Source organism: Neobacillus sp. plas4 (assembly GCF_057221695.1).
On sequence record NZ_CM170152.1, the window covers coordinates 1,632,050 to 1,646,175 of the forward strand.

Here is a 14,126-nt window from a genome sequence, read left to right on the forward strand (position 1 = left end):
AAGAAGTGTCCACCTGGGGTGGACACTGTCTTTTTGTGGTGCCTGTCACCAAAATTGTCACTAAAATTAATGAAACCGATAGCCTGATCCCCATACGGTTTCGATGTATTCTGGGTTTGATGGGTCTTGTTCAATTTTTTCTCTTATTTTGCGGATGTGGACGGTGACGGTTGAGACGTCTCCGTTGCTGTCGTAGCCCCATATTCGCTCGAATAGGTGGTCTTTACTGAAGACTTGGTCTGGGTTCAAGGCTAGAAAGGTGAGTACATCAAACTCTTTTGTAGTTAAGGTGATTTCTTGATTGTTAACAAAGAGTCTTCTGGATGACCTATCAATAAATAATCCACGGATATAGATTCCTTGGTTTTCCGTATTTTGTTTCATTGATAATCGCTCATAACGGGAAATATGTGCTTTCACTCGGGCAACCATTTCATTTGGGCTAAAAGGCTTTACTAAATAATCATCTGCTCCTAGGCCAAGACCTCTAATCTTATCGATTTCTTCTTTCTTAGCGGTCACCATAATAATGGGTACGTCTTTCTGACTTCGAATTTTTTTACAAATTTCAAACCCATCAATGTTTGGGAGCATAACGTCAAGTAAAATTAAATCGTAATCCTGTAACATAGCCTTTTGAAGACCAATATCCCCTGTATGAGCCATTTCTGTCTGGAAGCCGTTGATCTCTAAATAATCCTGTTCTAGCTCCGCAATACTCTTTTCATCTTCAATGATCAAAATCTTCTTCATGATGAGGCCTCCTTTAGACTTTGGTGGGGAAGATGAATGGTAATTTTTGTGCCAATCAGAAGTGTACTTTCTAATTGTATCTCGCCATTATGCTCTTCAATAATCATTCTTGCTATTGAAAGACCTAAACCGCTTCCGCCTGTTAATTTATTTCTTGATTGCTCTGCTCGGTAAAATTGATTAAAGATGAAGGAAATTGACTCATCGGGAATGCCAGGTCCATTATCAGCGATGGAAATCTCTGCATTTTCAGCGGTTGAATGGAGAGTTATTTTTAACTCCTTTTTAGCTTTATCCATATACTTCAAGCTATTATTAATAATATTTGCGAGAACTCGTTTCAGTTTTTCCCTATCAGCCAGTACATGGTAAACACCATTTGGTGAAAATTGAAAATTCAAATCTACATTCTGTTTTCTTAAGTCAAAGCTTAATTCTTCGAAATAATCGGTTAAATAATCTTTTATATCGATTACCTCAAAATCAAAAGGTAATTTGCCTAAATCCAGCTTCGAAAATAAGAATAATTCATCGATCAGATGATCCATATCCACTGCTTTTGTATAAATGGTTTGAATATAGCGTGCCCGCTTTTCAGGTGTATCTGCGACTCCATCACGGATACCTTCTATATATCCTTTTATAGAGGTTATTGGCGTCTTTAAATCATGGGAAATATGTGCAATTAATTCCTTACGATTATCTTCATATTGTTTTTGAATCTTATGAGACTCTTTTAATTGAATCCGCATCTCTTCAAATGATTGTGTTAATTGCCCAATCTCATCATTTCTAGTTGCCCGAATAGAATGCTCAAGATTTCCGTTCTTTATAAACTGAGCCGCTTTTTTTAATTGGTTAATGGGCTTGATAATACTCTTGGAAACAAAATAAGCCAATAGTCCATTTGTTGCAATTAAAATCAATAAACAGATTCCGAATAGAATAGGAAAAAAGGTTCTTACAAACTTATTCCAAGGGCTGGCATCTCTCATTAAAAAGAGTGAAACCTCGCTGCCGTCTTGTAGGAAGAAATCATGCTGTTTGATGGAAAACGTCTGATCACCAATTTTTTCTAAGTTGCGAAAGCTTCTTTCTGTACCAAACTCCGGCAGCTTTTTCGTATCCACGTTTTCAAGGTCGGAAGTTGAATAGTATATCTCATTGTTTTTTCGAATCAATAAACCTGAATCAATGGCAATTAGATCCTGTTTTTTGGATTGTAAATACTCTTGACTCATCAATTCATCCGGATTAACTGCTGATTTTTTCTTAAGACCAAGGAAGAGCACGGTATCCGTTTGCTTTGTTTGATGGTAATTGTGACTTTCAGGTAAAAAATTGGTCATTTCTCTGATGTCACCGAGAAAAACAATCATCAATAGTAAAGATGTAAGTATAAACAAGAAGATAGGAACCGTTATCATCGCAATATTTGATAAGATCAGGCGAAGTTTGATAGACATTGGATTAACATCCTTTAGTTATGCTTCTTTTCTATTAAACATATAATAGCCTAATGAAAAAAACAATCCGAAGGAAGAGCACAAATAGGTGACAGTTTGTAAAATCCATTGAATAGATACATTACTATGCCACTGCATATACCAATCCAAATAAGTTGAAGGCAGGAGATACATGGTTGCAGGGAATATATAAGGAATAAATATCATCATCAAATACATAAAAATCATACTAGAAATAGCGAGAACACTAGATTTGAAAAAAAGTGCCAACAGGATAGCAAATATAGAGATTAAAATGATGGGAAACCATGATACGAAAAAGGCTCCAAAACTTGTTGGAATCATCGTGTACTCAAAGGTCTTATCAATAACAGCGCTGCTAATGATTACTGCCAACCATTCAATTAAAAGAATAACCAAGCTTAAAATACTAATGGATATTATTTTTGAAAGGTAAAGTTCCATTCTACTGATAGGCCTTACTTGTAATAAAGTACCAGACTCTCCTTCACCTGTGAACATATCTGTTACAGCAATAAAAATAAATAAAGGCATAAGAATGGTCAAGAATAGATCTAACAATGTAAAGTTAATGTTTTCCGCTGGTAAAGCCATCCAATCAGTAATAAATAAATAATTTACCAGGAGCTTAGTAAGAATGGGTATGAGCAAAGCAGATAAAAAAACAAATTTGGTTATCTTTTTTGCCAGCAGCTTTTCTATTTCATTAAGACTATTTGCTTTGATTGTGTTCATCCTACTAAGCCCCCCACCTTTTTGATGTAGACATCTTCCAACGGCTCGCTGCCTTCCTCATAAAATGAGACCTGACCCTGTATGAGAAAACAAAAACGATCACATAATTTTTCTAATTCAGAAATATGGTGACTGGAAATCACAAAGGTTACTCCGGAAGTGCTTGATATCTCCTGGATGGTTTTTCTCAACATCAGCAAAGCGTCAATGTCCAAACCGTTTGTTGGTTCATCTAAAATAATCAAACGCGGCTTGGAAATGAGTGCTGAGGCTATCCCAAAGCGTTGTTTCATTCCCATTGAAAAGGAAGATATTTTCTCATTTTTATAGGGCGTTAACCCTGTTATGTTTAAGACTTCCTTAATATCAGAAGGGGATACACCGGAATAGAAGCGGGATATCATTTTGAGATTTTTATAAGGTGTCATATTTTCATAGGCGGCGGCCGGTCCAATTAATGCTCCTACAGGGCGTATCGCCTCTTTGTAATAATTAAGAAGGTCAACCCCAAATAACTCGACTTTCCCACTATCCAGGGAACTTAGACCGGTAATACATTTTAATAATGTTGTTTTCCCAGCTCCATTTGGACCGAGTATCCCCATTATTTCTCCTTGATTAATAATTAAATTAATATTTTGTATTCCTCTGCCATTAGGGTATTGTTTTGTCATTCCGGTAATAACCACTGCTTTTTCCAAACTAGTCACCTTCTATTCATAACCTTTATTTTTTACCGTGATTAAATTCAATTACCATATCTTCAGGAATCTCAACAGGAGCTACAGTTGTTTGGTTATAGTCCGTAACCTTCAAGTCTATCGTTAAAACTAATTCATGGCCCGTACCTGTTTTATCTTTACCAGTCACAACGGCTTTGACAGTCTGTTCTTCAATATAATTTTCCTTGTTCACCTGTGCAGTTAATTTAATTTTTTTAATGGTTATGTCATGATCCAGCTCTAGTACTTTTGCTTTAATGTGAAAGTCTGAGCTTTCAGTTGCGCTATTGTCCTGAATCATGACTGCATGTTTAATGATCAAAGTACTTAATGCATTTGCGGTCAAAGGGACTTCCTTCCCAGTTAAATCGAGCTCAATGAATTGGTTGCCATTTTGTTTTTCTAATACCGTAATTTGCTGTTGAAGATTTTTGGTCATGACATCAATCAGATTTTCAAAATCATCTTTTAGTTCGGCAGTATTACTGTGATGCGGACGAGAAGAGGTGTCCATTTTATAAACTGTATCAAATCCGTCTTTCATCACAAACCAATTCCCATCCTGCTTATACAGGTTCATCGTGCTAACTTCAGTTTCATTGGATAAACGAGTGGAGATGGAGCTTACTTGATTTTCTGAATCTGACTTGAAAACAGACTCAGATGATAGTAGCGACTTGTTGTTGTCTTCCATTTTAAAGTGAACATTCATAGTCACACTATCAGCTGTGTGAGTTTTCTTTAATGCCTCCTTGTAAAGGTCGTAACCAGATGTATTTGCCGAAATTGAATAGACACTGCCTAACATTAGCGTTCCACTTATCCCGATTGCTGCAAAAAGCTTCTTATTCATTTTCTTTGCCCCCATTCATGATTTTGATACAAGTCTAGTCTACTGTGAAGTTATAAAAGCAATCTAAAGAAACTATTAAATTTTTCTTAAATTAACGGGGAAGAAAATTTTTAAATTAAAATAAATAAAATATTTGAATTTTTAGAAAATTACATGTATAATAAAAAAAAGCTCAAGGAGTTGATTTCCATGGAAAAGAGATTATTAAATTCACCACAACACACAGATGAAAACAACGATTCTGCACTTGCTGAAATGTTTTTAAACCACGCCTTGATTGAATTTAGAAGAGAAGTGCTCCGTAAGGAAATCGACATCTCCTTACAAGAAAGAAATAAGCAAGCTTTCCTCCGGTTAACAGAGGAATTAAAGAAAATCTCATAGAATGTTACTTAACAGACATTATTCTCATATTGGAAGCCCTTTTCTCATTTGAAAGGGCTTCTTTTGTTGTTCATTTATTCTTTTGTTTATTGTTATTCATTAGATAAAAGGCAATTGGCTGTTCAGAACCAGTCATCAATTTATAAACATAAGAAGAGGTCATTTTATAGCCCTCATCAATTTTTTCAGCCAAATAATTTGTTCGCTCAAAAAGGATTGAGCGAATATGATTGATTTGCCGGAAAATTTTTTCGGTCAATGCCTCTTGTTGATCCAATCGAGTTAATACCTCTGTCTGAAACGCTTCATGTTTACTAATTTTTTCCGATAATTGTATTTGTAGCTGTTCTTGTGTTTTTAAAAGATCAATAATTACTTCTTCATATTCTTTATGTCTTAGGTTACTTGTTCTAAGCTCATTTAATTGGCTTGTAATCTTATCCAAATGACCGGCTTGTACGACCTCTTGGTTAAGAAACTGATGCTTCATATCTTGGATAGCATTAATAAGTGAAACATTCGCCTGCTGTTGTTCGTCTATTAGTTCTGTAAGATAATCCCTTCTCAGCAGCTTTTGATTTGGTTCGGTTAATTTTCGGTTGTTTTTAAATACAGCAGGATGTTTTCCTTTATTGATATATAATCCCATTTATTACACCCCTAATCATTAGTGAATGTATTATTTTATGCTTGAAATGTTAAAAATGGGAAATTTTTATCAAAAAACAGGAAAAATGTGTTTCTATGAGGAATTATATTTAGTAAATTATAATATATGAGCATTAAGAGTAATCACATTTAAGATAAGTCTGAGGTCTTAGTGGAAGATAATTCTCAAGATTGTTTATAACGGCAGTTCTACGCTGTATGATATAAATAGAAACGATACTATTGATCTATTTTAAGTGGGCGAATGAGAAAATAATCAAGGGATGATGCGAAATAAATCCCTTCCTATAGATAAATGAAGGGGGAATATAGGATGAGGAAGATTTACGTACTTCTTACTGATACTGGGACAGTCTTAACAAAAATTATAAAACTATATACTAAGAAGCCGCATAATCATGCTTCCATTGCACTAGATGATCAACTTTGGGATGTTTATAGCTTTGGAAGAAAAAGACCACGGAACCCTTTTCTAGCCGGCTTTGTAAGGGAGAATATCCGCGGCGGAATATTTCGGAATGCTGATTGTGCTATTTACTGCTGTACTATATCAGAGAAACAGTATGATAAGATTTGTCAAAAGATTGATGAAATTGAAAAAAATAAAGGGGAATATCGCTACAATCTATTAGGTCTTTTTGCTGTTCTGTTCAATTTAGAGTTAGATCGGAAAAATGCATTCTTTTGCTCACATTTTGTTGCTGCTCTTCTTGAGGAATCCGGAGTAAAGATCAATAAACAAAAGCCGCTTTCGCTTGTTACTCCAGATGACATCAAAGAGTCCTCTTCTTTGGAATTAATGTATGAGGGGAAATTATCAGCTTACTTTGCTGTGACAAATAGGGATATGAACGAGTTAGCTCACTCAAGTTATTATCGCGATTTCAGCACTGATAGGGTAGAAGTAATATAGGTTAAACTAGAGGAGACGTGTTTTTAAAAATACACGTCTTCTCTAATTTTTTTGTCTCTTTTTAGAATTTTATTAAGAATTGAAATTTTGCTAAAATAATTAATGAAATACCATATTTGCATTTAAATATTTGATTGAGGGGATAATCTATGAATCTTACAGCTTCTATGAAAGTTCAAAAATTAACAGCAAGTATATTTCAGGAGGTAGCTGATCTTAAACGACAAGCCCTAAACAGGGGGCTGGATGTCATTGATTTAAGTGTCGGAAGCCCTGATTTACCGCCTCCAGCATTTGTTGTTGAAGAACTTGTAAAATATGCAAGTGACACAGCAAATTACGGATATACCTTGAAAGGAATACCAGAATTTCATGAGGCTGTTTCATTCTTCTATAAGCAGCGTTACGCAGCAGACATCGATTCAGAACATGAAGTTCTCCAATTAATGGGGTCACAGGATGGACTTGCTCATTTAGCAACCGCCATCATTAACCCAGGAGACTATGTATTAGTACCAGACCCTGGTTATCCTATTTATGAGGCTAGTGTTACCATTGCCGGTGGTGTTCTGTTTCCTTTACCCTTATTAGCTGAAAATAACTTCCTGCCGGTTCTTGATGATATACCACTGCCAATTTTGGAAAAGACAAAAATGATGATTCTTAGTTATCCGGGCAATCCTGTACCTGTCTTGGCTGATAGCAGCTTTTTTGAAGAGGTTGTCCATTTTGCTAAACGTCATAATATTTTAGTTGTTCATGATTTTGCCTACTCAGAATTGATTTTCGATAACAATCCGCAGATTAGTTTCATGTCTGTTCCAGGGGCGAAAGAAGTGGGAATAGAATTTAATTCACTATCTAAAACTTTCAATTTAGCAGGCTGTCGGATTGGATATGCTGTTGGTAACGAACAGGCTCTAAATATCCTGGGAATGTTTAAATCACAAATTGACTATGGGGTGTTTTATCCGATTCAGAAAGCAGCCACTGCTGCTCTTACATCAGATTACACACTCCTGCAAGAGCAGGTGAAAGAGTACGAGTTTCGCAGGGATACACTAATGGCTGGCCTAGAAAAAAGCGGCTGGAAGTTATCAAAGTCGCCCGCAACGATGTTTCTTTGGGCCAAAATCCCTGCAGGATGGAAATCAAGACAATTCGCTTTTGAATTAATTAATAACACTGGAGTAGCTGTAATCCCTGGTGATGCATTTGGAAAACAAGGTGAAGGATACGTCCGAATTGCATTAGTACAGCCAGCAGAGAGACTTTCGGAAGCAGCAGAAAGGATTCACAAATTCTTGGCAAAGCCTAAATAAAAAATCCCTCCTTCTATTACCGTACGATTAATCATATAAATCTAAAAAAAGACCTTCGGCCACTTGAAGGTCTTTTACATTTGAAACGAAAGAGGGATAACAGATGCCGAGCGAAAAGCAACAAATAGAATTAGCTATCCCCATAAATGTAATTTGGGACTTCATCAGGGATGAAAATAATTGGGCCCCACTCGTACCCGGTTATATTAAGCATGAGAGAATAAATGATCACTTAATTACCTGGGAATTTAAAAGCGACCTTGGCATAATGAAAAAAAAGGTAAGTTTAGTCATCGATATTAAAGAGTGGAATGAACCAGCCAGGGTAAGCTTTGAATTAAAGCGTACCAATGAAAAATATATTGGAGAAGGTTATTTTGAAGCCCAAGCGATTAATAAGAATAAAACTTTACTGATTGGATTTCTTGAAATTAATGCAAGTGGTCCATTAGGTTCATTGGCAAATTCGCTCTTTAAAAACGCGGTGCCCAAATCAACAGAAGAAGTGACAGCGGCCATCTCATCAAAGCTTGAAGAATTTAGCCAAAGATAAAGATTAAAACAGGCAAATCCGGGGTAAATTCTGGATTGCTTTTTTTAATAATTAAAAAAACTTTTAACAAATGACTAAAAATTATGTTATATTAATAAAAATAAAAATTTAATTATTAACTAGTACAGGGAAGGTGAAAGCATGAATACAGAATTAAAGGTAAACGACAGCAGTCTTCCACTTCGCCGCGATGTTAAATTACTTGGTCAAATTCTTGGTGAAATCCTTGTCAGTCATGGTGGGACTGAACTATTAGATAAGGTTGAAAAAATCCGTCTGATGAGCAAAACACTTAGAATTCATTTCGATCAGGAAATTTATTCTCAATTAAAGCATGAGATTGCTGATCTCAGCAGCCCAATGAGAATGCAGGTAATCCGAGCATTTTCTATGTATTTTCATTTGATAAACATTGCCGAACAAAATCATCGCATTCGGAGAAGACGCCAATACCAGCTAGAAGTCGATACTAATCAGCCAGATTCCATCGAGAGTGCATTTCAATCTCTAAAGGAAAACCAGATCAGTGAGAATATGATTCAAGATGTTATAAATAAATTGTCACTTGAATTAGTCATTACAGCGCATCCTACAGAGGCATCGAAGCGATCCATTTTAGAAATACAACAACGTATTGCAGCGGTATTAAAAAAGCTTGATCATCCTTTGTTAACAGTAAGTGAACGCAGGAAGCTAGAAGAAAGTTTGTTTAATGAAGTTACGATTCTATGGCAGACAGATGAACTGCGTCATAATAAGCCGACTGTATTAGATGAAGTGCGGAACGGGCTGTACTACTTTGATCAAACGCTATTTGAAGTTCTTCCGGAAATTCACCGTGAAGTAGAAGATTGTTTGGAAAAGAATTATCCTGACAATGAATGGGATGTCCCTAATTTTCTAAGGTTTGGATCGTGGATTGGCGGCGACCGGGATGGCAATCCAAACGTTACTCCTGAGATCACTTGGGAGACCTTACGCAAGCAGCGAAAGCTGGTCATAAAAAAATATAAAAATGTCCTTATCGATCTTATGAAACGCTACAGTCATTCCACAACTAGAGTAGAAGTTAGTCAAGAAATAATCCACAACTTAGAGGAAGAAGAGGACAAGTTCTTACCAGAGGATAGGAAATGGCCAGTTAAAACAGAAGTTTATCGACGTAAATTTGCTATTATTATTGAACGATTAAAAGAAGTGGGTAAATCTGATTTAGGCTATCGTAAATCCGAAGAATTGTTAGAAGATTTATACGTAATCAAAAGAAGTTTAAAAAATCATCATCCTGCAGACCATGAATTAAAAACCATTCAAAAGTTGATTCGTCAGGTACAGCTTTTCGGCTTTCATTTGGCTACACTCGATATACGAAATCATAGCGGGGAGCATGAGGCAGCGATGACAGAAATCCTGCGTAAAGTAGGTATCGCGGAAGATTATGCTCAGCTTTCTGAAGAAGAAAAGATGAGTATATTGGAAGGTATTTTAAAGGACCCACGACCGCTTCTTTTATTAAATGAAGATTATTCGCAAGAAACACAGCAAATGATTCAGGTGTTTCAGATGATTCGAAATGCACAAAAGGAATTCGGTTTGCGCTCCATTTCCGTTTATCTAGTCAGTATGACAAAATCTCCAAGTGACCTACTTGAAGTTCTTGTATTGGCTAAAGAGGCAGGAATTTATCGACTACATGCGGATGGAACGCTTGAAAGCCAATTAAATGTGGCTCCGCTGCTTGAAACGATTGATGATTTAACAGCAGGACCTAAAATCATGGAAACTTTATTCCAAATGCCAGTCTATCGTAACCATTTGAAAGTAATGAACGACCAACAAGAAATCATGCTTGGTTATTCAGATGGAAGTAAAGACGGTGGTACGTTGACAGCTAACTGGAAGTTGTATAAAGCGCAGCTTGAAATTCATGAGATGGCAAGCAAATATCAAATAGGTTTGAAGTTTTTCCATGGACGCGGCGGTTCACTTGGACGCGGCGGCGGCCCATTAAACAAAAGTCTCCTTTCGCAGCCAGCAGAAACCATAGGAGATGGAGTGAAAATTACCGAACAGGGTGAAGTACTTTCTTCCCGATATTTGCTTGAAGACATCGCTTATCGAAGCTTGGAACAAGCCACTTCGACACTTATACTGGCAACAGCCCGTGTATCCAAAGAGGCAGAGCCTGGAAACTTGAGGGATGAATTATGGGAGTCGGTTATTGAAGAGATTTCCAGTGCTGCCCAAAAGAAATATCATTCACTTGTATTTGAAGATCCAGGCTTCCTAACTTATTTCAATGAAGCAACTCCATTAAGAGAAATCGGTGATTTAAACATTGGTTCAAGACCAATGAGCCGAAAGAATCGTGGTCGTTTTGAAGATTTACGAGCGATTCCATGGGTATTTGCATGGACACAAAGCAGACAGCTCCTGCCTGGATGGTATGCAGCAGGGACTGGATTAGAAAGCTTTGCTTCAAAAAGTGAACAAAATTTACAGCAATTAAAGCAAATGTATGAAAAATGGCCATTCTTCCGGTCAACAATTGATAATCTCCAAATGGCTTTAATGAAAGCTGATATCACAACAGCGAAAGAATACTTATCACTTGTAGAAGATCAGCAAATTGCTGAGAGGATTTTTTCGAACATCCTTGAAGAATATGAGAGAACGAAAGAAATTCTTCTGAAAATTACAGGTGATAAAGAATTGTTAGATCACACACCTAACATTAAGGACTCAGTCTATCGTCGAAATCCTTATGTGGATCCATTAAATTTCTTACAGGTTGAATTAATTAAGCATTTACGAACACAGGACGAGCCATCTGAAGAATTATTAACTGAAGTACTTCTCACGATTAGTGGAATTTCAGCAGGATTACGTAATACAGGTTGATATTGAAAACCGCACCCCTTCAGGGAGGTGCGGTTTTTTATTTTGTTAGAAGATCAGTTTTGAACAATTTATGAATTTTTGAAGAATGAATGAACATTCATTCGTTTTTGGCAGGATTCGACAAAATCCTCGGTGTTCATCATGATATATTTTAGCCAGATATTGATTAATAGATGCAAAAACATTCCTGCTTGAGAGGATTGATTTGGAGGGATTTGAATATGGCAATTGAAGAAAAGGCAGTAAAGGAAAAACAAAATGTTGCAGCCATGATTGATACTTTGGCTAAAAATGGTGCAAGGGCATTAGCTGAATTCCGTTGCTACAATCAGGAAATGGTAGACGAAATTGTCAAGCAGATCGCCTATACTGCCCTGGATCACCACAAAGACTTGGCAAAACTAGCAGTAGAAGAAACCAGAAGAGGTGTATATGAAGATAAGGTATTCAAAAATATGTTTGCAACTGAGTTTATTTATAACAGTATTAGAGATTTAAAGACAGTTGGTGTTATTCGAGAAAACGAGCATGAGGGAATGGTTGAAATGGCTGAACCAGTAGGTGTAATCGCTGGTATTATACCAATTACTAATCCAACGTCAACTGTCATCTTTAAATCATTGATTTCGTTGAAAACTAGGAATCCAATCATCTTTGCCTTTCCAAAATATGCCCAAAAATGCTGTGTCGCTGCCGCAAAACTTCTCAAGGAAGCTGCGTTAAAAGCAGGGGCGCCAGAAAATTGTATCCAGTGGATTGATATACCCTCTCATGAAGCTTTTCAGACTTTGATGAAGCATCCCAAGATTTCACTCATCCTAGCTACAGGGGGACCTAATTTAGTAAAAGCAGCTTATAGCTCAGGAAAGCCTGCACTTGGAGTTGGAGCAGGGAATGTCCCTTGTTACATCGAGAAGAGCGCAAATATTAAGCGTGCTGTCAACGACATTATTCTATCAAAGACATTCGATAATGGCATGATTTGTGCCTCAGAACAAGCCCTAATTATTGACGACGAGGTATATAACGAAGTAAAAAGGGAATTAATCGAAAATAATTGTTACTTCTTAAATAATGAAGAGAAACAATTGATTGAGAAGGCGGCAATCGATAAAAATAGTGCTTCGTTAAATCCGATGATCGTCGGATTACCTGCATTTATGATTGCAAAAATGGCTGGAGTCAATATTCCTGTAAACACCAAAATATTAATTGCTGAATTAAAAGGGGTAGGACCTAAATTTCCGCTTTCATGTGAAAAATTAAGCCCAATTCTTGCATGCTATAAGGTAAATAGTTTAGCCGAAGGGCTGCTGATTGCTGAAGAAACACTAGAGTATGGCGGGCTTGGACACTCTGCTGCTATTCATACAACTGACCAAAATGTGATTGACACTTTTTCCGCTCGAATGAAAGCCGGGAGAATAATTGTTAATACACCATCGACCCAAGGAGCCATTGGAGATATCTATAACACATCTTTACCATCCTTAACTATTGGGTGCGGAACATATGGAGGGAACTCAGTGTCTCAGAATGTAGGTGTGGCTAATTTGATAAACATTAAGAAAATTGCAAAGAGGAGAAATATGACACAATGGTTTAAGGTACCATCACAAATCTTTTTTGAAAGAAACTCGGTACAAGTATTGGCTACCATACCTAGAATTTCAAAAGTGTTTATTGTAACCAGCCGAAGTCAAATGAAGAATGGCTCCGTTGAAAAAGTACTTTATCAATTGGAGAAGAACCCTGAAAATATTAAGTATGAAGTGTTGTATGATCTTGAACCTGAACCAGACATGATAACGGTTATGAGTGGTGCGGAGAGAATGAGGAAGTTTGCTCCAGACTGTCTTATTGCATTAGGAGGAGGCTCAGTAATGGATGCAGCAAAAGCGATGTGGCTTTTCTATGAACATCCAGCAGCTGATTTCAATAGCTTGAAGCAAAAATTTTTCGATCCGAGTAAAAGAGTCGTTAAATTCCCTAAACTTAGAGAAAAGGCAATTTTTATTGCGATTCCGACAACATCAGGGACAGGTTCTGAGGTTACTTCCTTCTCAGTGATTTCAGATAGAAGTTCAAATATTAAATATCCGCTGGCTGACTTTCAACTAACACCAGATTTTGCTATCGTGGATCCACAGTTTGTTAACACTGTTCCTAAGCATGTTACAGCAGATACGGGAATGGATGTTTTAACACATGCAATTGAGGCGTATGTATCAGTACTTGCGAATGATTTTACCGATGGGCTTGCATTAAAAGCAATCCAGTTAGTATTTGAATACTTACCAAAGGCGTACAAGGATGGCGATGAATTAGCCCGTGAAAAAATGCACAATGCCTCAACCATAGCTGGTATGGCTTTTGCTAATTCATTCTTAGGTATTAACCATAGCCTCGCACACGCACTAGGTGCAGAGTATACAATTGCACATGGTAGAGCAAATGCTGTATTGTTGCCGTACGTAATTCGTTATAATGCAGCAAATCCGAATAAATTCATGACCTACCCTAAATATGAATACTTTATTGCTGATCAACGATATGCCGAGATTGCAAAAATGTTAGGACTGGCTGCGGAGACAACTGAAGAAGGAGTAAACAGTTTAATAGAAGCCGTATACAGGTTAATGAAGGAATTAGAATTACCATTGTCCATTGAAGAAATGGATATAAATAAGACTGAGTTTGAAGGAAAGATAAATATCCTAGCTGAACATGCTTTTGATGATCAGGATACCATTGCAAATCCAAAACAACCACTTGTTTCTGAACTTGTAAATATCTACCGTCAGGCGTATAAAGGATTCGAAGCAGATAAGTAG

12 protein-coding genes are annotated in these 14,126 nt (G+C 36.8%); 6 read left to right on the forward strand and 6 right to left on the reverse strand.

Going from position 1 to position 14,126, the window contains the following annotated elements:
* Positions 1 to 66: 66 nt before the first annotated feature.
* Genes AC2TFD_RS08185 through AC2TFD_RS08205 form a run of 5 tightly spaced genes read right to left on the reverse strand, consistent with a single transcriptional unit; the run spans position 67 to position 4,550 of the window.
* Positions 67 to 753, reverse strand: a complete 687-nt coding sequence (locus tag AC2TFD_RS08185; RefSeq protein ID WP_335516972.1) for a response regulator transcription factor — start codon at positions 751 to 753, stop codon at positions 67 to 69.
* On the reverse strand, positions 750 to 2,219 hold the full coding sequence (locus tag AC2TFD_RS08190) for a sensor histidine kinase (RefSeq protein ID WP_484675409.1): 1,470 nt from the start codon (positions 2,217 to 2,219) through the stop codon (positions 750 to 752). Before AC2TFD_RS08190 ends, AC2TFD_RS08185 begins: the two co-directional genes overlap by 4 nt.
* 18 nt (positions 2,220 to 2,237) lie before the next feature.
* The gene (locus AC2TFD_RS08195) at positions 2,238 to 2,975 is read right to left on the reverse strand and encodes an ABC transporter permease (RefSeq protein WP_484675410.1); all 738 of its coding nucleotides are present in this window, start codon (positions 2,973 to 2,975) and stop codon (positions 2,238 to 2,240) included.
* On the reverse strand, positions 2,972 to 3,676 hold the full coding sequence (locus AC2TFD_RS08200) for an ABC transporter ATP-binding protein (protein ID WP_335516963.1): 705 nt from the start codon (positions 3,674 to 3,676) through the stop codon (positions 2,972 to 2,974). The genes AC2TFD_RS08195 and AC2TFD_RS08200 overlap by 4 nt, the downstream gene beginning before the upstream one ends.
* Positions 3,677 to 3,701: 25 nt before the next feature.
* Positions 3,702 to 4,550, reverse strand: coding sequence for a hypothetical protein (locus AC2TFD_RS08205; protein WP_484675411.1), 849 nt, complete (start codon positions 4,548 to 4,550; stop codon positions 3,702 to 3,704).
* 189 nt (positions 4,551 to 4,739) lie between these two features.
* Here AC2TFD_RS08205 and AC2TFD_RS08210 point away from each other — a divergent pair, with 189 nt between their 5' ends.
* Positions 4,740 to 4,934, forward strand: a complete 195-nt coding sequence (locus tag AC2TFD_RS08210; RefSeq protein ID WP_484675412.1) for an IDEAL domain-containing protein — start codon at positions 4,740 to 4,742, stop codon at positions 4,932 to 4,934.
* Positions 4,935 to 5,004: 70 nt separating this feature from the next.
* Here AC2TFD_RS08210 and AC2TFD_RS08215 read toward each other — a convergent pair whose 3' ends face one another.
* Complete coding sequence (locus AC2TFD_RS08215; RefSeq protein WP_484675413.1) at positions 5,005 to 5,583, reverse strand: hypothetical protein; 579 nt, start codon at positions 5,581 to 5,583, stop codon at positions 5,005 to 5,007.
* Between the two features lie 333 nt (positions 5,584 to 5,916).
* Here AC2TFD_RS08215 and AC2TFD_RS08220 point away from each other — a divergent pair, with 333 nt between their 5' ends.
* The 5 genes from AC2TFD_RS08220 to adhE all read left to right on the forward strand — a co-directional run bounded on the left by AC2TFD_RS08220 (position 5,917) and on the right by adhE (position 14,126).
* Positions 5,917 to 6,516 carry a hypothetical protein gene (locus AC2TFD_RS08220; RefSeq protein ID WP_335517836.1) on the forward strand — a complete coding sequence of 200 codons (600 nt, stop codon included), beginning with the start codon at positions 5,917 to 5,919 and terminating at the stop codon, positions 6,514 to 6,516.
* A gap of 149 nt (positions 6,517 to 6,665) precedes the next feature.
* Positions 6,666 to 7,838, forward strand: coding sequence for an aminotransferase class I/II-fold pyridoxal phosphate-dependent enzyme (locus AC2TFD_RS08225; protein WP_484675414.1), 1,173 nt, complete (start codon positions 6,666 to 6,668; stop codon positions 7,836 to 7,838).
* Positions 7,839 to 7,941: 103 nt separating this feature from the next.
* Entirely contained in the window at positions 7,942 to 8,391 is a 450-nt protein-coding gene (locus AC2TFD_RS08230; RefSeq protein WP_335517840.1) for an SRPBCC family protein, read from the forward strand.
* A 141-nt stretch (positions 8,392 to 8,532) separates the two neighbouring features.
* Positions 8,533 to 11,292, forward strand: coding sequence for a phosphoenolpyruvate carboxylase (ppc, locus tag AC2TFD_RS08235; RefSeq protein ID WP_335567545.1), 2,760 nt, complete (start codon positions 8,533 to 8,535; stop codon positions 11,290 to 11,292).
* A 221-nt stretch (positions 11,293 to 11,513) separates the two neighbouring features.
* Positions 11,514 to 14,126 (forward strand): bifunctional acetaldehyde-CoA/alcohol dehydrogenase, encoded by a 2,613-nt coding sequence (adhE, locus tag AC2TFD_RS08240; RefSeq protein WP_484675415.1) that lies wholly within the window; start codon positions 11,514 to 11,516, stop codon positions 14,124 to 14,126.